The 23,311-nt window shown below is 43.1% G+C and carries 21 protein-coding genes; 7 read left to right on the plus strand and 14 right to left on the minus strand.

The features are described from left to right. Positions 1-3: 3 nt before the first annotated feature. Complete coding sequence (locus OKIT_RS07350; protein ID WP_007746576.1) at positions 4-276, minus strand: ACT domain-containing protein; 273 nt, start codon at positions 274-276, stop codon at positions 4-6. Then, a complete protein-coding gene (locus OKIT_RS07355) occupies positions 273-1,133 on the minus strand; it encodes a bifunctional 5,10-methylenetetrahydrofolate dehydrogenase/5,10-methenyltetrahydrofolate cyclohydrolase (protein WP_007746577.1) in 861 nt (286 codons plus the stop codon). The genes OKIT_RS07350 and OKIT_RS07355 overlap by 4 nt, the downstream gene beginning before the upstream one ends. A 327-nt stretch (positions 1,134-1,460) precedes the next feature. Here OKIT_RS07355 and OKIT_RS07360 point away from each other — a divergent pair, with 327 nt between their 5' ends. The 5 genes from OKIT_RS07360 to OKIT_RS07380 all read left to right on the plus strand — a co-directional run bounded on the left by OKIT_RS07360 (position 1,461) and on the right by OKIT_RS07380 (position 10,349). Continuing rightward, on the plus strand, positions 1,461-5,996 hold the full coding sequence (locus OKIT_RS07360) for a glycoside hydrolase family 70 protein (protein ID WP_028291708.1): 4,536 nt from the start codon (positions 1,461-1,463) through the stop codon (positions 5,994-5,996). Positions 5,997-6,208: 212 nt separating this feature from the next. Further along, the gene (gene argH, locus OKIT_RS07365; protein WP_007746580.1) at positions 6,209-7,528 is read left to right on the plus strand and encodes an argininosuccinate lyase; all 1,320 of its coding nucleotides are present in this window, start codon (positions 6,209-6,211) and stop codon (positions 7,526-7,528) included. 125 nt (positions 7,529-7,653) lie between these two features. Next, positions 7,654-8,874: an argininosuccinate synthase gene (locus tag OKIT_RS07370; RefSeq protein ID WP_007746582.1), complete on the plus strand. Its 1,221-nt coding sequence runs from the start codon at positions 7,654-7,656 to the stop codon at positions 8,872-8,874. Next, entirely contained in the window at positions 8,875-9,552 is a 678-nt protein-coding gene (locus OKIT_RS07375) for an amino acid ABC transporter permease (RefSeq protein WP_007746583.1), read from the plus strand. It abuts the gene before it with no gap. Further along, the gene (locus OKIT_RS07380; protein WP_007746584.1) at positions 9,549-10,349 is read left to right on the plus strand and encodes a substrate-binding periplasmic protein; all 801 of its coding nucleotides are present in this window, start codon (positions 9,549-9,551) and stop codon (positions 10,347-10,349) included. Before OKIT_RS07375 ends, OKIT_RS07380 begins: the two co-directional genes overlap by 4 nt. Before the next feature lie 31 nt (positions 10,350-10,380). On the opposite strand, the gene OKIT_RS07385 is transcribed toward OKIT_RS07380, so the two are convergent. The 7 genes from OKIT_RS07385 to OKIT_RS07415 are packed head-to-tail and all read right to left on the minus strand — an operon-like array spanning position 10,381 to position 16,482. Next, positions 10,381-11,688, minus strand: coding sequence for an FAD-binding oxidoreductase (locus tag OKIT_RS07385; protein ID WP_007746585.1), 1,308 nt, complete (start codon positions 11,686-11,688; stop codon positions 10,381-10,383). Further along, positions 11,681-12,526: an FAD:protein FMN transferase gene (locus OKIT_RS07390; RefSeq protein ID WP_007746586.1), complete on the minus strand. Its 846-nt coding sequence runs from the start codon at positions 12,524-12,526 to the stop codon at positions 11,681-11,683. Before OKIT_RS07390 ends, OKIT_RS07385 begins: the two co-directional genes overlap by 8 nt. A gap of 5 nt (positions 12,527-12,531) precedes the next feature. After that, a complete protein-coding gene (locus tag OKIT_RS07395; protein WP_007746588.1) occupies positions 12,532-13,017 on the minus strand; it encodes an FMN-binding protein in 486 nt (161 codons plus the stop codon). Positions 13,018-13,045: 28 nt separating this feature from the next. Then, entirely contained in the window at positions 13,046-14,458 is a 1,413-nt protein-coding gene (locus OKIT_RS07400; RefSeq protein WP_007746589.1) for a sensor histidine kinase, read from the minus strand. Between the two features lies 1 nt (position 14,459). Further along, positions 14,460-15,146, minus strand: a complete 687-nt coding sequence (locus OKIT_RS07405) for a response regulator transcription factor (RefSeq protein WP_007746590.1) — start codon at positions 15,144-15,146, stop codon at positions 14,460-14,462. A gap of 33 nt (positions 15,147-15,179) precedes the next feature. Continuing rightward, positions 15,180-15,827: a phosphatase PAP2 family protein gene (locus tag OKIT_RS07410; protein ID WP_007746591.1), complete on the minus strand. Its 648-nt coding sequence runs from the start codon at positions 15,825-15,827 to the stop codon at positions 15,180-15,182. Further along, on the minus strand, positions 15,820-16,482 hold the full coding sequence (locus OKIT_RS07415) for a VTT domain-containing protein (RefSeq protein ID WP_028291705.1): 663 nt from the start codon (positions 16,480-16,482) through the stop codon (positions 15,820-15,822). The genes OKIT_RS07410 and OKIT_RS07415 overlap by 8 nt, the downstream gene beginning before the upstream one ends. A 208-nt stretch (positions 16,483-16,690) precedes the next feature. On the opposite strand from OKIT_RS07415, the gene OKIT_RS07420 reads away from it, so the two are divergent. Both OKIT_RS07420 and OKIT_RS07425 read left to right on the plus strand, forming a co-directional pair. Then, the gene (locus tag OKIT_RS07420; RefSeq protein WP_007746595.1) at positions 16,691-18,688 is read left to right on the plus strand and encodes an ArnT family glycosyltransferase; all 1,998 of its coding nucleotides are present in this window, start codon (positions 16,691-16,693) and stop codon (positions 18,686-18,688) included. Positions 18,689-18,911: 223 nt separating this feature from the next. Continuing rightward, positions 18,912-19,889, plus strand: a complete 978-nt coding sequence (locus OKIT_RS07425; protein ID WP_007746600.1) for a glycosyltransferase family 2 protein — start codon at positions 18,912-18,914, stop codon at positions 19,887-19,889. A gap of 236 nt (positions 19,890-20,125) precedes the next feature. Here the strand turns inward: OKIT_RS07425 and OKIT_RS07435 are convergent, their stop codons facing one another. The 5 genes from OKIT_RS07435 to OKIT_RS07455 are packed head-to-tail and all read right to left on the minus strand — an operon-like array spanning position 20,126 to position 23,136. After that, complete coding sequence (locus tag OKIT_RS07435; protein ID WP_007746602.1) at positions 20,126-20,431, minus strand: hypothetical protein; 306 nt, start codon at positions 20,429-20,431, stop codon at positions 20,126-20,128. Between the two features lie 32 nt (positions 20,432-20,463). Continuing rightward, entirely contained in the window at positions 20,464-21,294 is an 831-nt protein-coding gene (locus OKIT_RS07440) for a PTS system mannose/fructose/sorbose family transporter subunit IID (RefSeq protein WP_007746603.1), read from the minus strand. Between the two features lie 2 nt (positions 21,295-21,296). Then, positions 21,297-22,151: a PTS mannose/fructose/sorbose/N-acetylgalactosamine transporter subunit IIC gene (locus OKIT_RS07445; protein WP_028291704.1), complete on the minus strand. Its 855-nt coding sequence runs from the start codon at positions 22,149-22,151 to the stop codon at positions 21,297-21,299. A gap of 40 nt (positions 22,152-22,191) precedes the next feature. Continuing rightward, entirely contained in the window at positions 22,192-22,689 is a 498-nt protein-coding gene (locus tag OKIT_RS07450) for a PTS sugar transporter subunit IIB (RefSeq protein ID WP_007746607.1), read from the minus strand. A 15-nt stretch (positions 22,690-22,704) separates the two neighbouring features. Further along, positions 22,705-23,136, minus strand: a complete 432-nt coding sequence (locus tag OKIT_RS07455; RefSeq protein WP_007746608.1) for a PTS sugar transporter subunit IIA — start codon at positions 23,134-23,136, stop codon at positions 22,705-22,707. Positions 23,137-23,311: the final 175 nt, after the last annotated feature.

Here is a 23,311-nt window from a genome sequence, read left to right on the forward strand (position 1 = left end):
CGGTCAAATTTGTGAGATTGAATTGAAGATTTCTTCTCTTTGAATGTGTACAGACACCCCAAGTGCATCACCAGTCTGTTTCAGACTATTTTGCAAATCATCAAATTGTGCATCAATTTCAGTGACATCAATGAGCATACTCATCGTGAAGATGGTATCCATCAAAGTCTGGGAAACATCGAGAATATTGGCTTGTTTTTCAGCTAATGTTTTTGAAACGCCTGCAATAATACCGGGGCGGTCCTTACCAATAACCGTCACCACTGCTCTTTTCATATTACTTCTCCTTTTTGCTGTAATGCTGCAAGTAAAAATGTGTGCTGAATCAAAGTTGCAATCGTCATCGGCCCAACGCCGCCAGGCACCGGTGTAATTTGGGCAACCTGAGCTGCGGTTTTTTCAAAATCTACATCCCCGACAGCTTTCTTGTCAACCTTATTTGCCCCCACATCGATTACTACCGCTGAAGATTTCAAATTAGACAGATCAAACCAATTAGCTTTGCCCACCGCAACGACGATCAAGTCAGCAGATTCAGCCAGTCTCTGTAAAGTCTCACGACTAGTCTTTGAATGAGCCAAGCTAACCGTCATATCGTGATTAGTCAATGCAATGCTCATAGGGCGTCCGAACAAAACGGATCTGCCGATGACAAGCGCATTTTTACCTGCAAAATCAAAATCGTAGTTCTCAAGCAGTTTGATCACACCGGCAGGTGTAGCAGGAATCACATAATTCTGACTGGCATCCTCAAATAGCAAACCTTGATTTAAAGCGGACAAACCATCCACATCTTTTTCAATCGCGATCGCATTGAAAATATCGGATTCATTAATTGAGGCAGGCAACGGCGATTGTACCAAGATACCAGAAATTGTCGGATCGCCGTTTAATCGCTTCACCAGTGCTAATAGACTGGCAGTCGTCCAAGAATCATCAATTTTGAATTCCTCAGAAGCGATACCAACCTGCTTAGCTCGTCTGATTTTCATGGCCACATACATGCTGCTCCCAGCATCGCTTTGGTCGTAAATCGTCGCTAATTTGACAGGAAAATCTGCCTGCTCGACTGATGTTTTTACCTTATTAAGGATTTTTTTTGAAACACTTTTGCCATCCAGTAATTGAACCATGCGTAAATTATCGCATATCAAACTAGCTTCAAAAGAAGAAATGTCATTTTTTCAATTAAAGCTTGGTTCAGGTCAAACTCGTTCGGCCGAAATTAGCACAGATAGATTCAATATTAATTGACTGATAAATCATTGTAGAAAATTAAGTTATTTTTTTAACAAAAAATTAAGACTGTCTTTACTTTTCGATAAAGCTGTCCAATACTGTGAGTTTATTGTTTTACCTCTCTTTATGGTTCAAAAAACGGGAACATGCTGGTTCAAACCCAGATGAAGGGATTCGGCTGAAGGTTATTCGGCCCATAAATGGAAAAGAGGAATTTTTTAGTGGAAAGAAAGGCAAGAATAGATCGAAAAAAACTATATAAATCAGGAAAAAACTGGATTATAGCCAGCACCACCGTCTTTATGATGGCGACCGGCTCAAATCTTATCACGGCACAGGCAGACGACTTGAATCAGGAAGGCACAGCTGCACAATCAGTCTCCCCTTCGACTGCAGCTGCTAACCAGAGCGAATCGTCAGCACAAAGCACTGAACAAAGCGCAACACAGGCAGCAACAGACGGAGAGGCTTCGACTGTAAGCACTGCTGTCACAACCATCACGCCCCACTACGTCCAACAAGCGGGGAAATGGCTTTACATGGGCAGTGACGGCGAGTTTGTTAAGGGACCGCAGACAATTGATGGCAATTTGCAATTCTTCGATGAACAAGGCATTCAAATTAAAGGCAGCTTTGAAACAGTGGACGGCTCAAGCTATTATTTCGATAGCCAAAGCGGTAACGCTGTAACAGGTTTTAAAATTATTAATAATGACTTGCATTACTTCGAAGAAGACGGCAAGGAAACAGTTAATAACTACGCCACAGATAAACAAGGCAACATTTTCTATTTTGATGAAAATGGCCAGATGGCAACCGGTGTTAAAACAATCCAAGGACAAAGCTATTACTTTGATCAGGATGGCCACATGAGAAAAGGCTATTCCGGCGTGTTTGATAATCAGGTCCTATACTTTGACAAAACAACCGGTGCCTTAGCAAATACAAATGTGTCCAGTATTAAAGAAGGACTTACGGCACAAAATGATGATTTCACAGCTCATAATGCCGTTTATTCGACCAAAAGCGAGAGTTTTACAAATATTGATGGCTATTTAACCGCTGAGGCCTGGTATCGTCCGGCTGATATTCTTGAAAACGGCACTGACTGGCGTGCTTCGCGTGCTGACGAGTTTCGTCCGATCCTGACAACTTGGTGGCCCGACAAGCAAACTGAGGTCAACTATCTGAATTACATGAAAACTCAGGGATTCATTACTAACGATCAAGACTTCAAGCTCTCTGATGACCAGCTTTTATTGAATCATGCAGCCCAATCTGTACAGGGTGAGATTGAAAAGAAGATTAGTCAACAAGGGTCAACAGACTGGTTGAAAACATTGCTGCAGACTTTTATCAACCAGCAGCCCTCTTGGAATGGGGAAAGTGAAGATCCAGGCAGCGACCATTTGCAAGGCGGTGCCTTGACTTTTGTTAACAGCCCCTTGACACCCGACTCAAATTCCAACTTCCGGCTGTTAAACCGAACACCTACCAACCAAACCGGGACCCCGCAATACGATACAGATGCTTCTCTTGGCGGTTTTGAACTATTATTGGCCAACGATGTCGATAATTCCAATCCAGTTGTCCAAGCCGAACAGCTCAACTGGCTCTACTATCTCTTGAACTTCGGGTCAATTACAGCTGATGATCCCAATGCTAACTTTGATGGTATTCGTATTGATGCTGTTGATAATGTCGATGCCGATTTATTGCAGATTGCTGCCGCTTATTTCAAGGATGCTTTTAAAAGCGGCTCAAACGACCAAACAACCAATCAGCACCTGTCTATTTTGGAAGACTGGAGCCACAACGATCCCGAATATATGAAAGCCCAGGGCTACCCGCAGCTAACCATGGACGATTATATGCATACACAGCTGATCTGGTCGTTGACTAAGCCGGACAATATTCGCGGCACAATGCAGCGTTTCATGGATTATTACTTAGTCAATCGCGCAAACGACTCGACTAACAATGAAGCTGTTGCCAACTATTCTTTTGTCCGTGCACATGACTCAGAAGTCCAGACCGTGATTGCGCAGATCATTTCAGACCTATACCCCAATTCCGGAAGCGGTCTGATTCCAACGACTGATCAGCTTCAAGCAGCTTTTGAAGTCTATAATGCCGACATGAAATCGGATGTCAAAAAATATACGCAATATAACATCCCCAGCGCTTATGCCATGCTTTTAACCAACAAAGATACCGTTCCGCGTGTCTATTACGGTGATATGTACACAGACGATGGCGATTACATGGCAAACAAGTCGCCTTACTTTGATGCTATCAGCACACTTCTGAAAGCCAGAGTTAAATATGCAGCCGGCGGACAGAGTATGGCCGTTGATAAAAACGATATTTTGACTAGTGTTCGTTTTGGCCAAAATGCAATGCTAGCCAGTGATTCAGGAGATAATCAAACGCGTCAAGAAGGTATTGGCGTGATCGTCAGCAATAATTCTCATTTGAAACTGGCTGAAAATGATCAAGTTGTTCTGCACATGGGTGCGGCACACAAAAATCAGGCTTTCCGTGCCCTACTATTAACAATTGAATCTGGATTAGAGAATTTTGATACAGATCTTCAAGCACCGGTGAAATATACGGACGCAAATGGTGATTTGATTTTTACTGCAGCAGAATTGGCTGGTTATTTGAATCCGGAAGTTTCCGGCTATCTATCAGCCTGGGTCCCTGTCGGTGCTGCTGATAATCAAGATGCCAGAACGGCAGCCGATTCGGCAACTAGTACCGATGGCAATGTTTTCCATTCAAATGCCGCATTGGACAGCAACGTTATTTTTGAGGGATTTTCTAATTTCCAATCAATTCCGACAGCTGAACAGCATGACGATTTTACAAACGTGAAAATCGCCGAGAACGCCGGATTGTTTAAAGATTGGGGAATCACCAGTTTCCAATTAGCACCGCAATATCGTTCCAGCACTGACAGCACATTTTTGGATTCGATTATTCAAAATGGCTACGCATTCACTGATCGGTACGACTTAGGATTTGATACGCCGACAAAATATGGCGATGTCGATGACCTAAGAGCGGCTATCAAAGCACTGCATGCCAACAACATTCAAGTCATGGCCGACTGGGTGCCCGACCAAATTTATAATCTGCAAAACCCAGAAATTATTACAGTTAACCGAACTGACTCTTATGGTCAGCCAATCGCTGGATCCGACTTGCAAAACGACCTTTACCTGGCTTACACAAATGGCGGCGGACAGTATCAAACAAAATTCGGCGGCGCTTTCCTGGAAAAACTGCAGCAGCTTTATCCCGATTTGTTTACGAAAACACAAATTTCAACCGGCCAAACGATTGATCCTAGCCAAAAAATTACTGAATGGTCGGCCAAATACTTCAACGGTTCCAACATCCAGGGCCGTGGGGCTTATTATGTGCTGCGCGATTCAGGTACAGACCAATACTTTAAAGTTATTTCAAACGATGAAAACGAAGCATTTCTGCCTAAACAGCTGACTAATCAGCCCGGCGAAACTGGCTTTTCTCAAGATGATCAGGGAATTATCTTTTTCTCGACCAGCGGTTATCAAGCCAAAAACGCTTTTGTCCAAGGCGATGACGGCAACTACTATTATTTTGATAACACTGGTCATATGGTGACTGGCCCTCAGACAATTAACGGCCGGCACTACCTTTTCTTCCCTAACGGCGTTGAAGCACAAAATGTTTTTGTCCAAAATGACCGTGGAGAGACCTACTACTACGATCAAAGAGGCCGGCAGGTTGCTAATCAGTATGTGACTGATACGAACGGCAATAGTTTCCGTTTTGACGAGAACGGCATCATGCTGGCAAACCAATTGGCTCAAGTAGACGGTCACTGGCAATTCTTCAAATCTAGCGGCGTACAGGCTAAAGATGCCTTTATTCTAGGCAGTGATGGCAAGCTGCGGTACTTTGAAAGCGGCAACGGCAATATGGCTGTCAACGAATTCAAGGGCAGCGAAAACGGCCGGTACTATTATTTCGGTGCTGATGGGCAGGCTGTCAGCGGTTTGCAAACAATTAACGGCCGCCAGCTGTACTTTGACGATCACGGCCAGCAGATGAAAGACGCCTTTTATACGAACCAATCTGGTCAGCGTTTTTACTTCAATGCCCTCACCGGCGATTTAGTTAAAGGCAATTTCATTTATACGAGTGCCTCCAGCAGTTTCACGCCTGACAACGACTCGTCCGACAGCTATCAGGGTGATAGCCATCTTTGGTACTATGCCGATAGCCAGGGGCAGATTGTGACCGGTTTTCAAACAATCAATGGTCATTTGCAATATTTTGACGATATCAGCGGACAGATGATCACAAATCGTTTCATGCGCCGGGCTGATGGTAATTGGATCTATCTCGATGAGAATGGTGAAGCAGTGCGCGGCATGCGGGTTATCAACGGTCTCACCAATTATTTTCGAGACGACTTCACTCAAGTTAAAGACGGATTTGCCCAGGATCCTAATAGCGGCGAAAGACACTACTTTAACGGGACTAATGGCGCAATGGTCACAAATGACTACTTCTCCCCAGACCAAATTCACTGGTATTATGCCGATGATAGCGGCCAGCCGGTCACTGGTTTTCAAACCATCAAAGGCCAAGTCCAGTATTTTGACCAAGATGGTATCCAACTGAAAGGCGGTTCACAGACTGACCCCGTTACAAAACAGACTTATTATTTTGACGATAAGTTTGGAAACGGTCAAATCCTCTAATATTTCGAGAAAATGAAAAAAGTTTTAAAAAAATGTTGTTTTCTTCTGAAAAGCATGTATACTAAAACTCAAGTTACATCATGAAGGCGAAATCATTCACAACTTCATTTATCTCTTCTAAACTTATCCGACGATAAAACAACTTTTCTTGTGCATTTGTTCAGCACGAAATTAGTTGTTTTTTTGTACTCAAAATTTAGGAGAATAGATAAATGAAATTATGGGGTGGACGTTTTGTAAAGTCCGAAGATCCGGACATGACCGCGTTTGATAACTCTTTGCCACAAGGCAAACTGATGTATCAAGAAGATATTTTAGGATCGATTGCACATGCGACAATGCTTGGCAAACAAGCCATTATCAGCCAGTCAGATTCCGATGCCATCGTCGCAGGCTTAAAAGAAATTCTCAGCGAAATTAAAGCCGGCAGTTTGAAAATACCCGATACAGGTTTTGAAGACATTCATAGCTTTGTCGAAAGTGTCCTGACAGAAAAAATTGGCGATGCTGGTAAGAAACTGCATACAGCACGGTCGAGAAACGACCAAGTCGCCGTTGATACAAAAATGTATATCAAAAACCGCCTGCAGGGCGTTATCGCGGAAATCGACCTTTTAATCCAAGCTTTCATCGATAAAGGCAATGCTAATCCGCAAATTATGCCGGGCTACACACATCTGCAAAAAGCGCAGACTGTGACATTCAAATATTACCTTGGCGCCTATGCACAAATGCTGAAACGGGATAAAAAACGGCTATTAAACGCCATTGATGTTATGGATGAAAACCCGCTCGGGTCCGGTGCTATAGCAGGAACGACACATGAAATCGACCGCCAACTAACTACTGACCTGCTTGGCTTTAAAAAACCAGTCGATAACTTTATCGATGGTGTCTCTGATCGGGATTATATCATCGAAGTTCTAGCTGATTTTTCAATCATGGCCATGCATCTTTCTCGTTTGTCTGAAGAATTAATTATCTTCGCCAGTCAGGAATTCAATTATGTGATCTTTGATGATTCGCTTTCAACAGGCTCTTCGATGATGCCCCAGAAGAAAAACGCTGATTCAGCAGAATTAGTTCGCGGCAGTTCAGCCTTAATCATCGGCCAGTTAAACCAAATGCTGATCCTCATGAAAGGATTACCGCTGGCATACAACAAAGATATGCAGCTGGACAAAGATACCTTTCTACCAGCCTTTGACCGGATTGAACACATGCTGCTGCTGATGAAAAAAATAGTCCTGACGCTGAAACTCAATTCCAAGAAATTAACAGCCGCCGTGAAAAATGGTTTTCTTAATGCCACCGACATGGCTGACTACCTGGTTAAAAAAGGGTTGCCCTTCAGGGATGCTCATGGCGTTGTCGGACAAGCAGTCCTAATGGCTGAGCAAGCTCATAAAAAATTGGAAGATTTAACACTCGAAGAATTACAACAGTGCAGCCCGATCATTCAGGACGATATCTATGAATACTTGGATGTCAGTCAGTCAATGACTAAAGGCATCAAAAAGGAGATGTTATGATTTCTCCCCTCATAGCGGCTTGGATTAGCCGACGACGACGATGCCCAACTGAAAATTCAAGCGAAACTGATTAAAAATGCATTGTCAAAAAATACTAAAAATACTTCATTAATAAGGAGACTATTATGTCAAAGAAAATTGTTTTAGCTTATTCCGGCGGATTGGATACCTCAGTGGCTATCCCTTGGCTCGGAGATAAAGGATATGACGTCATCGCCGTTTCATTAGATGTTGGCCAGCACGGAAAACAGATGGATGCCATTCAGAAAAAAGCTCTGAAGATCGGCGCAGTCCAGTCAATCGTGATTGATGCTAAAGATGAATTCGCTGATGATTTTGTCAGCAAGGTTATCAAATCAAACGCACTTTATGAAGGCGAATACCCTCTTCTCTCAGCTCTTTCCCGGCCTTTAATTATCAAAAAACTCGTCGAGATTGCTCATGAAAATAACGCTGTCGCGATTGCTCATGGATCTACAGGAAAAGGCAACGACCAGGTACGGTTTGAAGCTGCAATCCATGCTCTGGATCCAGAAATGCACATCGAAGCACCGATTCGTGATTTCCAGTGGTCCAGAGAAGAAGAAATCCAGTATGCCCACACGCATGATGTACCGGTACCAATCAATTTCGACTCCCCTTACTCGATTGATGAAAACCTTTGGGGCCGTTCCAATGAGGCCGGTATTCTGGAAAATCCTTGGAACCAAGCACCAGCTGACGCCTATGCTTTGACTGTTGCCGTCGAGGATGCACCAGATAAAGCCGACTTTGTCGATATTGAATTCAAGAATGGCCTGCCCGTCGCATTAAATGGACAGCAGATGAAACTATCTGATTTGATCAGCAAGCTATCAGTGTTGGCCGGATCGCACGGTATCGGCCGGATTGATCACGTTGAAAACCGGCTGGTCGGCATCAAGTCCCGTGAAATTTATGAAGCACCCGCAGCTGCAGTTATCATGACAGCTCACAAGGACTTGGAAGATATTACCTTGGAACACGATGTTGCCCACTTCAAGCCGATCATTGAACAAAAGATCGCCAACCTGATTTATAACGCCATGTGGGTCTCACCATTATTCGATGCACTCAATACTTTCATTGATGAAACGCAGAAGGTTGTTAATGGTGTTGTCAAGATGAAGCTCTTCAAAGGATCTGCCATCGCTGTTGCTAGAAAGTCGGAACACAACTCTCTCTATTCTGAAAAGCTGGCCACTTATACATCAGCCAATTCCTTTGACGAACAGGCTGCAGTCGGCTTTATGAAACTTTATACCCTCCCAGCAACTGTTTACGAACAAGTTAACCACATTCACTCAAAAGAAAAAGAAGAAATCTAAATGATACCGGTTAGTCTGGCGACTTTAGATTTCGCAGAAATGTGGCCATATCGCAAGATTTTTATCAACGGGTTGTTCAATACTTTGCAATTAACGATTTTAGCCTTATTGATCGGATTAGCATTAGGCTTGCTTTTGGCCCTGGTTAAAGTAATTAAAGTTCCTTGGCTGAGCTTATTTGCACGCTTCTATACCTCTGTTTTTCGAGGAACCCCGCTTTTAGTGCAAATATTTCTCATCTACTTTGGCGCCAAACAAATTGTCGGCTTTAATGTCAATGCTTTCTCCTCGGCTTTGGTCGCCTTGTCTTTAAATTCAGCTGCCTATATCTCAGAAATTCTGAGAGGCGGTATTCAGGCTGTGAACATCGGCCAAACTGAAGCGGCCCGTTCTCTGGGATTTAACTATCGGCAATCCTTCTTCTATGTAGTTCTCCCGCAAGGATTAAAATCTGTCCTGCCGGCCATGGTCAACGAAGCAATTAGTCTCTTAAAAGATACTTCTTTAGTATCAACAGTCGGCATGATGGACCTCATGCGTGCTGGCATGACGGCTCAAGGAGGTACTTACTTAGCCTTTGAACCCTTTATCATCGTTGCAATTATCTACTACATTCTCGTCATGATTTTGACTAACTTTTCTAACAAACTCGAAAGGAATTTAAATAAATCAAAATGATTAAACGTTTTTCTCTCTTAATTTTTACGGCCATGTTGGCCTTAACCACCTTATTTACACTTTCGAGCCAAGCCAAGAAACCCTTCAGTGGGCAAACGATCAAAGTTGCGACAAGTCCAAATTTCCCACCTTTTGAAAATAAAGTCGTCGATTCGGCAGGCAATTCGAAAATCGTTGGTTTTGATATTGATTTGTTGAAAAAACTGTCAAAAGACTTGGGATTTAAATTCAGTCTGCAGGAAACTGACTTCAGCGGTCTGATGGGATATTTGCAGTCTAACCGTGCAGATCTGGTTATTTCCGGCATGACAGCAACGCCTGAGCGGGCAAAGAATGTCGATTTCTCAACGCATTATTTCAATGCTAAAACCGCTATTCTTCATCCAAAAAATATTAAAATCAAATCGGTCAAAGATTTAAAAAATCTGAAAGTAGCAGCTGTTTTTAATACACAATATGTGGATCAGGTCAAAAAAATGGGTGCAAAAGTCACAGCACTAGACACAGGTACACTTGTTGCACAAGATTTATGGAATGGCAGCGTCCAAGGTGCTATCATGGATCAAACTAAAGCACAAGATTTGATCAAAAGCCACAAAGGCTACAGTTACTACGTATTTACCAATAAAGAATTAAAACTGAGTCAGCCAAACACGTTCTCAATTGCATTTCCAAAGAACAAGGAGGCAAAACTTCAAAAAGCAATCAACAAGAAAATAAAATTATATAAAAAGAATGGGACGCTTAAAAAACTCGCCACAAGATGGATGGGCAAAAAAGTCGCCGCATATCAATGACAAACAAAAACCAAGCCTACGCTTGGTTTTTTTAAAAGTTGAATTTTTCATAATAAATACGCCGGGCGCGAATACCGTATTGGCGAAGCAGGCCGCGATAACCGATCATCATCCGATTTGAACCCGACATGAGAAAGGTTGCTTGGTCATGAACCCTGTTTGGCACAATCTGAGATAATTTTTGCAAATTCAAGCGATGTATTGATTCAAAATAGTGAAAACGCGGATTATTTTCGGCTATTTTTTGCATCAACTGCCGATAAACTAATTCTTTTTCATCGGAGACAGTCCAGATAAAATAGATTTCCTTGCCAGCGGCATATTGCATGGCCAGATTAATCAAAGGAAAAGCACCTGTGCCGCCAGCCAGCATGACCACTGACTGACCGTCAGCCGTTAATTCCCGCATCCGGTCATCCAAAGTGCCGTAAGGACCATCAATTCTGGCAGTCTCACCAACTCGTAACTGGGCAATACGGCTCGAAAAATCACCATCCGCACGAATTGCCAACGTTACCTCACGAGCAGCTGCATCGAAATTAACGAAAGAAAACGGATGGAGTTCCTTCATGTCGGCTATTTCCGGAAAAGCAATGAAGAGATAGTCCCCTGGGTGGTAGTTGTTCAAAATCCTTTGATTGCCTGAGTTGAATTTCAGTGTGATTTGCGTGACGCGAGATGCTAAGTGTTTAACTTGAGACACGTTTGCCCGGCTATAGCCACGGAATTTGCGAATAAAGAATATCGTGTAGGCTGAAAAAACAAAAAGCGAATACAAGATAAAAAGCCAGGCAAAGGATTGGATCTGCATGATGTAGCCAATCAGCAAAACATGAATAAAGACAAAGAATGTCGCCACAATATTCAAGCGGTGCAGCCAGATCGTGACCTCATGATGAAAAAGATTCTTTTCGAAGAAACGCACGATCGTCCGTAAAAACTGGACACGTGCCGTTAGCCAATCACTCAAAAACAAAAGCGAATAAGCGGCCACAGCAATCATAATCCACAAGCCTAAATCTCCAGTTAACTTAATCAACCCATCAGAGGGCGACATTTCAGTATGCAGATAAGCTAATACAATCAAGCTTAGGCCCAGAAATGCGTGGACAAAATACATGGATGGCAGCCCGATTAAACGATCCAGCCATTTGGGTTTAGTGCTGACAAAAATAACAAATAGCATCCAGACATAGGCAATTGTGCCCAATTGGATACCAAGGATAGCTGAGGCGGAGCTTGGCAAGCCTAAAGCCAGCGCCTGCAATAACGGCAGAGGCAATAGGAAGATAGCTGCTGACCAGAACAGTCCTAATAAATAGCGATGACTTTTAAGCATAAATTAACTCCTTTTGATCGACAATCCGATTGTTCTGCCAACGTTCTGCAATTTTGCCATAGCTGATTCTCATGCCGGAACCATCAATCGCTTTCAGCCAACTATGATCCGAAATACTCGTGGTCGCGATTGCGGTTGCCCAAATGTCGGCTTCCGTCAAAGAATCACTAATCACACTGCTGCTGATAATATCAGTAGTTCGTGTGCCTATTGCACGGTTTTGGGCAATGTTAACCAGGTGATGGCCGCGCTCAACTGTTCCAGAACTGGCGATTGCACCAGAGGTCATAGCCAGTTTGGCAGCAACTTTTCTAGTATCAAAGGGATCCGCAATTCCAAGCTGCCAGACCCAATTACTGCCAGGACGTGTAACAAACTGCATATCGCCGCCGCCAATTAGATTTGCTGCAATAAAATCATCTTCGGCCAATAGCGGAAACAGAAAGCGTTTAGCAGCCTGTTCGATGGCCCAGCCTTTTACTAGTCCGGTTGGATCATATTGCTGTCTGCCAGCATAATCGGCCGAAAATAAATGTTGCGTCTTTTCCTCGGCCCAGCTGCTGACGGCATAAACCATTTGAAAATCCTGACTTGTTTTCTCAAACATCAGCCTGTCCTGATTAAAAGCTGTCAGCTCAGAGTCTACACGAAATGGTGAAAATACTTGATCAATATGCTTCATATAGTCGTGGACGACCTTCGCCTGCTCTAACACAAGCCTGTTCGCTCTGGCGAATGGTTGTGTGATAATCACCTGTATCGTAAAAGGAATTGTCATTTCTTGGAACACAACAGTCAGCATGGTCCGATTTTGAATTTGTTTTGAGTATAGAGGCATTGCTATTATCCTTTGGACTGGTTCAAAGCATTCTGCAAAGACTTCGTGAATCCCTGCCAAGTCTCAGTCGCGCCGCTGACGGCCTGAATTTTAGAGGAATTAGCCTGAACCGATTCGCTCTCGTAGGTTGGCAACGCAATTTGGCTGACCCGCTGGTCGTGTGGATTGGTATTTGGATATTCCAGCGTGCTGACACTGGCGATTTTGCCGTTTTTAATTAAGACGCGGACTCGAACTCTTCCCCAGCGAATACGAACCGCACTGCCTGTATAGCTCCCGTCTCGGTATGCACCTGAAGATGATGGTGCTGCCGAACCGCTGCTGGCACTGCTGATAGATGATGACGCAGCCGGGGCTGCCTGGCTGTTAGTGTTTGCCTGTGTTGTCACTGTACGAGGATCGGCCTTTTTAAAAAAGAGCAGATAACCGTCAATGGCAATTGCAAAGGCCAAAACAATACTAATAATAAATGCAGTTAGTTTTTTTAACATGTTTCATATCCTTCACTATTTTTTTAAACTATCCCTGCAAAATCAGTTCAAAAATTGTCCCTTGCGGGTGATTATCCGAAATACGAATCTGAATATTCTGCCGATCAGCCAGTTTTTTAACAATGGCCAATCCTAAGCCGGAACCAGGTACCTGGCTGCTGTGCGAGGCATCGACTCGATAAAACCGCTCAAATATTTTCTCCCGTTCCTGAGGCGAAATTCCCTGCCCCTGGTCGGCAACAGAAATGTGTGTCTGACCGTCTTTCTGCCAGGCAGAAATGGTGATCGTGGATTTCTTTGGACTATATTTGCTAGCGTTTTCCATCAAAGCAAGCAGAATTTCCCGCAATTGCTCCAAATCAGCCTTAGCATAAATGTCTGTTGGAAAATCCGTCTTGATCGTTTGCCCGAATGCAACGTTATCGCTAATATCAGCCAATAATGCCCCAATATCAACGAGTGTGATCTCTAATGGATTTCCTTGTGCATGCGACAAATTCAATAGATTTTCGACTAAATGCTGCATCCGCTGCGTTTCTGATGAGATATATTTCAGAGAATCAGCAATAATTTCCGGGTGTTGTTTCCCACGGCGTGCAATCAATTTCAAGTGCCCATTGATAGCAGCAATTGGTGTTTTCAATTCATGTGAGGCATCAGAGACAAATTGTTTTTCCAATTTTTCTTTCTCCGACAAAGCGTCTAGCAATTGATTAAAGGAGCTTGCTAATTCATGGACTTCAATAGGTGTGGCTGGTTCCGGCAAACGGTAATTTGGCTCCTTGCCGTCCTCTGTCAGGTCCTGGCTATTGTGCTTGATAGCTGTGCTGACTTCACTCAACGAGCGCGTCAAGGACTGAGACAGCTGCCAAACACGCCAAATACCAAATATCAGCAATAAGGCAATCACGATCAGAACCGTACTCAAAGTAATCCTGATAATATCTACGACTTTATATAAATTAATCCAGACCGTAAAATGGTTGCCATATTGAGTCGCACTTTGCGTAAAGTAGAAATGGTATGAGTCGAAATCATACCAAGATTTCATATCCAACAAATAGTGTTTGGAAAAAAACAAAGCATGATGCTTCTTGTTAGCAACTCGGGCAGCATGTTCGGAATAGAAAGTCTTGTTCGTGTGTGATTGAGCCTTGATAAAAATGGTTTCATTATCAAAGACGTTGTTTCGCATCCAGATCTGCCAATCCCGGGCCGAATCGATGTTAGTCTTTTGCAAACTTTGCAAGTATTGGCCGGCTTCTTGAGACTGGTTCTGTACCAATTGGTAGCCCAGTACAGCTGGCAGCGAGATACCCATCCCCAGCGTAATCATGACCAGTAAAAACATATAAGAAGAGGTCATGATGGCCGCACTACTGTTTTTTAATGGCCTGATTTTTTCAAGAAAGCTCCTGAAAGATTGTCTGATTTTCGTCACTTTAATCTGCTCTCAAAACATAGCCCACACCGCGTACGGTTTGGATTAATTTAGGTTGAAAATTTTTGTCGATTTTTTGACGCAAGTATCTGATGTAAACATCCGCAGTATTATATTGGCCGCCGAAATCTTCACCCCAGACATTGTCCAGCAAGTTGTCCCGGCTGACAGCCTTGCCCGCGTTTTCAATCAAATAAGTTAATAGTTGAAATTCTCTTTGAGTCAGGCTGATCGGTAATCCGCCACGAAACACACGATGGGCATCCAAATCTAAAATAAGATCAGCTACCTGAAAACGGTGTTTGGCCGGCTGCTGCTCGCGTCTGAGCACCACTCGCAATCTTGCTAACAACTCTTCGATTTCAAAGGGCTTGGTAATATAATCATCAGCACCCGAATCCAAGGCAGCCACCTTATCGCCAACATCATTCTTAGCTGTCATAAGGATAATCGGTACTTGACTTTTTGACTTCCTGATACGCCGTAATAACTCCAGACCGTTTCGGCGCGGCAGCATCCAATCTAATAATATGACGCTAACACGATCGGCATTCTGCTCAAAAATATCAAAGCCGCTTTCGCCGTCAGTGGCAGTCAGTACATCATAGTCCTCAAACTGCAATTCAGTTTTTAAATATGCAACAATTGCTTCTTCATCTTCAATGATTAAAATAACTGGTTTTGTCACAATCAACTCCTTTTATGATTTTAAATCTATTTTTCAAGCAGAAATACGTTCCGATCTGCTTAAGGGTTTTAATCCTTGTTTTGTAAAGGCTGCCATACCCAGCGCAAGCAGCACGCTGGCAAGAACATCGCTAGGAAAATGAACTTGTAGATATATTCGGCTTAAAGCAATGATCAATAACCAAATAACTAATCCTATCCTAGCCATTTCCCGCATACGCTGTTTTTTCAGGTTTGCGACCATAAAGTGCCAAACAAGAAAGACGAACAAAGCTGTGCTGAAAACGTGACCGGAAGGAAAGGAAAATCCTGTATCTTTGATCAGCATCGTTTCAGGGCGCGGCCTCCTAACTAGTTCTTTTAATAAGAAACAAACCGCGTTGCCCGATAACAGCAGCATGGTCGCCCACACAGCCTCAATGTATCGCTGCCGGCGCCAGAGTACGAAAACAATAATCAAAAAAGACAGAATAATTGCAACGGGCGGGCTGCCAAAGAAACTAATCGTGTTGACAATCGCAATCAGCGACGGATTGTGATTGAAACTGATCAAGCGTATTCCTTGCAGATCCAATAACCTTAATAGACGGCTCTGGGCCAGCACAGTCAGCATCAAAATCGCAAATCCACCAAATCCGATTAATAGTTGGCTTTTGTCAAGTCTTGTTAAACGATCAATCATGTCGACTGCCGCTTCTCGCTGCTGCCAAACTTGCTCTAATCCTTACAAGGATAACTGGCAAAAGAGAAATAATAATAATAGCAATCATCACAAACTGGAAATTGTTCTTCACGACTGGAATATTACCCCAGAAAAAGCCGCTCAGAGTCATGATTAAGATCCATGAAATGGCACCGATGATATTATATTTGGAAAAACTGCGATACGCCATTCTGCTCATACCAGCTGTAAACGGCACGATTGTTCTCACGATCGGAACAAACCTGCCAAGAAAAATAGCTGCCTTGCCATACTTGGCATAAAAACGTTCCGAGGCTTTTAAACTCTTTTCTTTGATGAGCCTCTTTAGTCTTGGTGATTTCGTAATCCGCTGGCCAAAATGCCGACCTAATTCAAAATTGACAAAATCACCGAGAATGGCTGCAATGATAAAACCGAAGATGATCCCTGGCAAATTCAATCCGCCATCCAAAGCTGCCAAACTGCCGGATAAAAATAAAATCGAATCACCTGGCAAAAACGGCACGAAGACAAGTCCAGTTTCAACAAAAATAATTAAAAATAGCAAACTGTAAATTAATAAACTATATGGCCCCATCAGATCTGGAAGCAGTTTATTAACATTTAAAAGATTTAAAAAAAATGCTGTTGCCAATCGCAGTTACCTAACCTTTCAATCAATCAACTGATCGATACCTTAAGTCTAATTTGCTTAGCAAAGATCTTCAGTCGCTTTTGGCTGAAGATTTCATGAGATTTTATCAGATTTACAATTTTCTCTGACCCACCCTAGTCTGATAAATCCTCAGCGAGTTATAGCTGAAAAATCAGATAGGAAAAGCTAAAATGTTCGTGAGTTAGTCATGAAACGTGAAAAAATTAAAAAAATTGATTATGTCCTATTAGCCATTTTATGTGTGGCAGCTTTTCTCTATTTATTTAATTTAAATCGAATCGGTAACGCTAATCCTTTTTATACAGCAGCAGTTGGTTCAATGTCGCGAAATTGGAAAGCCTTTTTCTTCTCTTCCTTTGACCCGACTAATTTTATCAGTGTCGATAAACCCCCGGTAGCACTATGGATGATGGTATTGTCAGCCAAAATTTTTTCCTTATCGGGCTGGTCCACAGCTTTGCCCAGCGTTCTATGCAGCCTCGGCAGCATATTTTTATTGTTCAAGATCGTCCAAACAACTTTTGGCAATCGTGCCGGCCACATCGCAGCACTATTGATGACTTTGACACCAATTGTGGTTGCCGATGCGCGAAGCAACAATATGGATGCTGTTATGCTTTTCTTCCTTTTGTTGGCAGCGCGGCTACTTGAGAAATTTATTTTGCAGCATCATCTGATTAATCTCATAGCCGCATTTGCTTCAGTCGGCTTAGCGTTCAACGTCAAAATGCTTGAAGCTTTTATGATCCTGCCGGCAATGTTTTTGTACTTTTGGCTGGCAACGAGCGACCAGCATTTAAAGAAGAGGATGGCTGAATTATTGGCGGCTCTGCTTACCCTGCTAACTTTTTCCTTTGCCTATCCTGTCGTCGTGGACCATATTCCAGAGAACCAACGCCCCTATGTTGGTTCTTCACAAAATGATTCCATGGCAAATCTCGTATTCGGATACAATGGCAGCCAAAGGTTATTAGGCCAGACGAGTGGTATCTCGGCTAGTCACAAAGGTATGAAAAATAGTTTTTTTGCTGCCAGTGATTATCCAACACCTATAAAACAACAATCGCCAATGAGAATCTTACAAAGGCTCGGGCATCCGGGAAACATTGGCCAACCCGGGCCGTTTAGATTATTTAGCCTTGCCTTGGGTACACAGATCAGCTGGTATCTGCCTTTAGCCCTTTTCGGCCTATTGGCTGCTATCATCCACGGTATTCGGCGCTTTAAAGCTCATCAACGGAAACTGACTCAAAAAGGTACTCAGATTGTCTTCTGGGGTAGTTATTTGATTTCGATCGCAGCATTTTTCAGCGTAGCTGGATTTTTTCACCCCTACTATACCAACATTCTCGCTCCGGCGATTGCTGCCTTAGCAGCAATCTTTATAACATCTGTTAAAAAAGATCAATTGCTCTTCGGCATCCGGAACAAAGGAGCTGCGCGTGCTGGTGCGGCTGGCGTTTTTCTCGGCACCATACTGCTGCAAAGCTATTTTTCATGGTACTACGCCGAACTCTTTGTGACAATTTTCTTCGTCCTCGTGCTCATAATGAGTCTGTATTGGATTAAATTCCCTGTTAGATATAAGAAAACGTTTCAAATTGCCTTAATTGCTGCCTGCCTCATTCCCGGTTTATGGTCGACAGTGCCCCTATTTGGTGCTTCAGCATCCTTCCCAGCCGCAAGTCCTCGCCTACTGCTGCATCATCCGGTTGGCCAGCTCATCAGCACCTATCTTGACCCAAAAAGATATGTCGCTGCTTCATCATTACGGTCGCAAAGAAGAAATGAGGCACACAAAGATCTTTTGTCATTTTTGAAAAGCAGGTATTCACAAAATAGGCGGTCTCAATATTTGTTTGCCACGATTAATGCTCCTACGGCAGCACCATTCATGATTCAGAGCCACAAGGCTGTCATGGCAATTGGCGGTTACAACGGCACAGACCCAGCCATTTCACTGGATCGATTTAAAAGACTCGTTTTCGAACACAAAATCAAATATTTTTATTTTGGCAGTAGTGGTTTGCGTTCTTTGAATCCAAGGAGCCAAAACGCAAAAATTGCCGATTGGGTCATTGATCGAGGCCGAGTAATTAAATCTGTTTCGGATGATCACCGAGACCCGCAGCATAAAAATCAACTTTATCAAATCAATCAGACGCGTGATCAAAAGGCACTTTAACTTTAACCAGTCTAAACCAGCAGCAACGAGTCTAATGAACACCTTTTTCAGAAAACGAATCGTCCGATTCAGGCAGTATGCTCTTTATCGGTGTTTAAATCCAGCTGGCATGAATGAGATTTTATCAGAATATTCACAGTTCTTCTCCCTAACCGTCAAGCTATAATTTTCTAATGTAACTGGCCTAGCCAAGAATTAACCGACAGGTCCCTTCAGAAAAAATATGACACAAAATCTTCCATTACAATCCCTACAAAAACTCATGATCCTGATACCGGCTTATAACGAACAAGAGGTCCTGCCTGAAAGCCTGCCGATCCTGCAAAAGATTATCCAGGAGCTGATTGACAGTCAGCAGATTGCCCCTGATTCGGGTTTTATGATTGTCAGCGACGGCTCAAGCGATCAGACCTGGCCCTTGATTGAACAAGCACACGAAGCAGACCCGAGGGTGATGGGCTTGAAGTTCAGCCGGAATTTCGGTCATCAAAATGCATTGATCGCCGGCTTGACGGTCATTTCCCAACAGAAACTGGCTGATTTTGTGATCTCTATTGATGCCGACCTGCAAGATGACCCGCAGGCTATTAAGCAGATGGTTGAGCAGTATCGAGCCGGCTCTGAGATTGTTTTCGGTGTCCGCAACAACCGGGACTCAGACAGCTGGTTCAAACGTGTCACAGCTGAGACTTTTTACAGCCTCCTGGGCAAGATGGGCGTTCATTTGATCCCGGAACACGCTGATTTTAGGCTTTTGGGTCCGAAAGCCATCACAGCCTTTCTGCAGTACCAGGAAGAAAATATGTTCATTCGCGGCATTATTCCCCTGTTGGGCTTTGAAAGCAGCCGTGTCTACTATGCCAGGCGTAAACGCCTGGCCGGCAAATCCAAGTACCCGCTGTTAAAAATGCTGAGCTTTGCTTGGGACGGCATTACAAGTTTTTCGATTGCGCCTTTAAGGCTTGTCCTGAGCTTGGGTGTGATCTTCGCTCTCTTTGGCCTGGTCATGCTGGTCTATACATTGATTGTCAAACTGAGGGGTGCTACAGAAGCAGGCTGGTCCTCTTTGATGATTTCCATTTGGATCGTCGGCGGTTTTCAAATGATGGCCGTCGGCCTGACCGGCGAATATATCGGCAAGATTTTTTCTGAGGTCAAGCATCGTCCTCGGTTTACGATTGAAAAGAAGTTGTTGAAATAACTTGAATCGATCGGTAATTAAAAAACAGATTATGGTATTTATTCAGCTTGGCCCTAATTTGAATTCTTTTGATTCAAACGCGATGGACTACCATGCCCAAAACACAAAAAAACGGGTTCGATTCACTTGGATACTGAATCAAATCCGTTTATGTTTTAATTTATCAATTAAATATTTATATAATTTGCTGAAAACCAAGAATTAAGTCTGTTTAGATTTAATCTCTTTGCAAGAAGTTAATTAGAATGATTCTGCTGCAGGGAATCGATTTTTTTAGAAAAATCGTCAACCACTGCTTTTATATTCTGTTGACCGCGCCAACCGGTATAACCGAACAATAACATACCAAATGCACCAAGAACGAACAAGACAATGCCTAAAATGTTTAGCCACAAGATCTTCGCGTGAAAGAAATAAATTAAAATAATGCCAATTCCGCTGAGAGTTGTACATAGTTGAAACCAGTAACCAAGATTTCTCAGCATATGTTTCTGATAGTTAATTTCTTCTTGATACCCTTGACGCATCTCTTTGATTGTCATGCAAATCACCCTTTCTAAATTTAACTGGTAAGTTAGTAGGACAGCCCAGGATTGAAGACACCGAGCAGGACACCAATAAATGAGACAACAACTAGAATCACCATGGTCCAAATCGCAGAAACACGTTTCTTAGACATTAACCACCAGCAGAACAGTGTTACCACAACAGTCAATAATCCAGGATAAATACTATCCAGTTTGCTTTGCAGATTAAGGAAGACCTTGCCATCCACACCACGTAGTGTAAATGACGTTGTCACATTAACCCAGGTAGCAAGCACACCGCCGACAACTCCAATGGCGCGACGAACAGCTGCGCCCTGTTTGCCAACCAAAAATCCAACGGCCTGATCACCGAATTTATAACCACGGAAATAAAGGAAACGCTGTCCGAAGTAGGCAATCAAGACCCAAGCAATGATATAAAAGATCGCGCCAACCGGTGAGCCGCCTGTCGACATTCCAAGTGAAATCCCTAAGAGAATAGGAATTAAAGTACCATCAATCAGTGAATCACCAATACCGGCAATCGGGCCCATAAGGCCGGCTCGCATATCGTTAATCGTTTCACCATCAATATCTTTGCCATTAGCACGCGCTTCCTCCATGCTGGCAGTCGTTCCGATAATTACTGATCCCAGCATTGGATTGGTATTGAAGAAAGCCGTGTAGGCATGAATCGCTTTCACCTGATCGTCATGATTGGGATAGAGCTTTCTGATAATCGGCAGCATCGAAGACATATAGCCAAAGGTCTGCATATGTTCCTGTGAAAAGCAGGTCAGCGCCCCCCAAAACCAAAGATGGAAAGAATGGCTTAAAGTCTTACGATCGAGCTGCTTTGTATTCTGAGTTGCATCCATAATCAGATATCCTCCTCATCATCATTACTACCGGAACCACCGGATCCGAGAGCCGCACCTGGTGTTCCTCCTCTGGACATTTCTACTTCATACATAATGACAGCGAACAGAAGTGAAACAACCGTAACAGAAACCAGATTTAAATGCAGCGATGCCGCCAAAGTAAAACCAACGAAAAATGGAATGAAATCAACAAGCTTACTTACAATTTGGCGCAGCAGGATCGCAATTCCAACACATGGCAGCATGCCGCCAACCGTAAATAGTGTCTTCATTGCAAGACCGTTCATTGGCAGCGCATTACGCAAAGCCGTTACAGCGGTTGCACCATAATAAGTGAGCAGCATTGCCGGTAAGAATGAGAACAATGCGTGAGAAATCCATGGCCAGCCAAAATTAACTGAATATAGTTTCCCCAATCTGCCCTTTTGAACATCTTTCCAGCCGAATGACTGCCAAACAAGATTCATTGTTGCAACTGAGTAATAAAGAACCGTTCCAACAGTCCCGACTAGGGTGCCGACTGATTTCGCAAGATTAGCAGCAGAAGTTCCCAAGGGATTCATGCCTCTTGCTGAAATAGCAACCATCGCCAATGGGATACCAATATAAGAAATTGCACGTACATCAGCGGAAACTGTTCCACCAGGTGTTACTAACGCGATATATACCAGCTGCATCGCGACACCACAGGCAATCCCCAAAGGAATGTTGCCCAAAACAATGCCGCACACCAGACCACCAACTAGCGGCCGGCCAATTGTGTAATTACCAACAGCCTGCCCAGCCATACATGAGTTAGAGCATAAACATGCGAAGAGACCCAAGATAGCCGCTTGTATCCAACTTATAGTCATCTTTCATAATTCCTTTCATTTTAAAAATATCAATCAATATTTAATAGCCAAATCTAGATTTAAAGCGTGACCATTCACCAATATGCTGATCAGGTAAAAGGGCAAACTCAACTTTGTAACCAGCTTTCTCAATCGCTTCAAAAGCATCTCCTTCTTCTTGCGTAAATGACTGGTTATCTCCAAGCTTGATTGAACCTTGCCGATCATTACCAGGGCCAACATTGACTGTTTTGACATCGCTAGGCTTAAATTTCCAATCAACAAGAATCGTCTTCATGTCTAGTGGATTCTTAGTAATCAAAAAATATCTTGTCTTTGAACTCAATACCTTATCTTTGACCTGATTGAAGTGATCCATCGTCCAAACGAATGTCTTTTTATCTTCGGCCGCAGCGCTATAGGCTTCCCTAAGAATGGGATTGTTAGCAGCTTTATCATTAACTGCAATAATTCCGTCGCTAGGAACTTCTTTTCCCCAACGTGTTGTAATCAGCCCATGGATGATACGGTCATCAATACGTACAAAAGTTATCGTCATTATTCTGCTCTCCTTTTAAATATCATCTTCGGATGGCTCGTCTTGTTTCATGACGAAAGCCCTCATCGAACCGTTTGCTTCAGCAAGAACCTTCTTTTTCAACGAATCATTATCCATCGTATCTTTCAGCAGGAGCGCATTAAGCGCCATTGGAAAATTCATACCGCCGAGTACCAAACTATCAGTTAGCTTGTGATGAGAATTCAAAATATTGCAGACAGTTGTTAAAGGACTTCCGCCGATAATATCAGCTAAAACAATAAATTGGCTATCTTTTGGAAGCGCTTCCATTTTTCTTTGAAAACGTTGGCCGAAAGTATCAGCCGACTCGTCTGCCTTCAAACCAACAGCAATAACAGATGACATTGATTCACCAGCAAACATAGCTAAGGAGCTTTCAAGCCCCTTTGAAAAATCACCGTGGCTAACAAGAAGTAAATACTTCATCTATCCCCCTCCTCTCTGCAAAGTTAAAAATATGTGCAAGGAACAGAAGCTCGTAAGATAAACCGTTTTCTACATATTGACAATATTTGTAGCTGAATATTCTCACTAAGGAAGAATATGTCAATGCAAATTTGCTCCACTTAGAGCTAATTCATCTTACAAGTATTAATCATAA

Source organism: Oenococcus kitaharae DSM 17330 (assembly GCF_000241055.1).
GTDB lineage: Bacteria > Bacillota > Bacilli > Lactobacillales > Lactobacillaceae > Oenococcus > Oenococcus kitaharae.

Coding starts and splice junctions, on each gene's coding strand:
- OKIT_RS07450 (WP_007746607.1), bottom strand. CDS start 22,689: ATGACGATAACTTTTGTACGTATTGATGACCGTATCATCCATGGGCTG.
- OKIT_RS07410 (WP_007746591.1), bottom strand. CDS start 15,827: ATGATTGATCGTTTAACAAGACTTGACAAAAGCCAACTATTAATCGGA.
- OKIT_RS07455 (WP_007746608.1), bottom strand. CDS start 23,136: ATGAAGTATTTACTTCTTGTTAGCCACGGTGATTTTTCAAAGGGGCTT.
- OKIT_RS07420 (WP_007746595.1), top strand. CDS start 16,691: ATGAAACGTGAAAAAATTAAAAAAATTGATTATGTCCTATTAGCCATT.
- OKIT_RS07355 (WP_007746577.1), bottom strand. CDS start 1,133: ATGGTTCAATTACTGGATGGCAAAAGTGTTTCAAAAAAAATCCTTAAT.
- OKIT_RS07350 (WP_007746576.1), bottom strand. CDS start 276: ATGAAAAGAGCAGTGGTGACGGTTATTGGTAAGGACCGCCCCGGTATT.
- OKIT_RS07375 (WP_007746583.1), top strand. CDS start 8,875: ATGATACCGGTTAGTCTGGCGACTTTAGATTTCGCAGAAATGTGGCCA.
- OKIT_RS07390 (WP_007746586.1), bottom strand. CDS start 12,526: ATGCCTCTATACTCAAAACAAATTCAAAATCGGACCATGCTGACTGTT.
- OKIT_RS07370 (WP_007746582.1), top strand. CDS start 7,654: ATGTCAAAGAAAATTGTTTTAGCTTATTCCGGCGGATTGGATACCTCA.
- OKIT_RS07380 (WP_007746584.1), top strand. CDS start 9,549: ATGATTAAACGTTTTTCTCTCTTAATTTTTACGGCCATGTTGGCCTTA.
- OKIT_RS07395 (WP_007746588.1), bottom strand. CDS start 13,017: ATGTTAAAAAAACTAACTGCATTTATTATTAGTATTGTTTTGGCCTTT.
- argH (WP_007746580.1), top strand. CDS start 6,209: ATGAAATTATGGGGTGGACGTTTTGTAAAGTCCGAAGATCCGGACATG.
- OKIT_RS07425 (WP_007746600.1), top strand. CDS start 18,912: ATGACACAAAATCTTCCATTACAATCCCTACAAAAACTCATGATCCTG.
- OKIT_RS07385 (WP_007746585.1), bottom strand. CDS start 11,688: ATGCTTAAAAGTCATCGCTATTTATTAGGACTGTTCTGGTCAGCAGCT.
- OKIT_RS07445 (WP_028291704.1), bottom strand. CDS start 22,151: ATGACTATAAGTTGGATACAAGCGGCTATCTTGGGTCTCTTCGCATGT.
- OKIT_RS07440 (WP_007746603.1), bottom strand. CDS start 21,294: ATGGATGCAACTCAGAATACAAAGCAGCTCGATCGTAAGACTTTAAGC.
- OKIT_RS07435 (WP_007746602.1), bottom strand. CDS start 20,431: ATGACAATCAAAGAGATGCGTCAAGGGTATCAAGAAGAAATTAACTAT.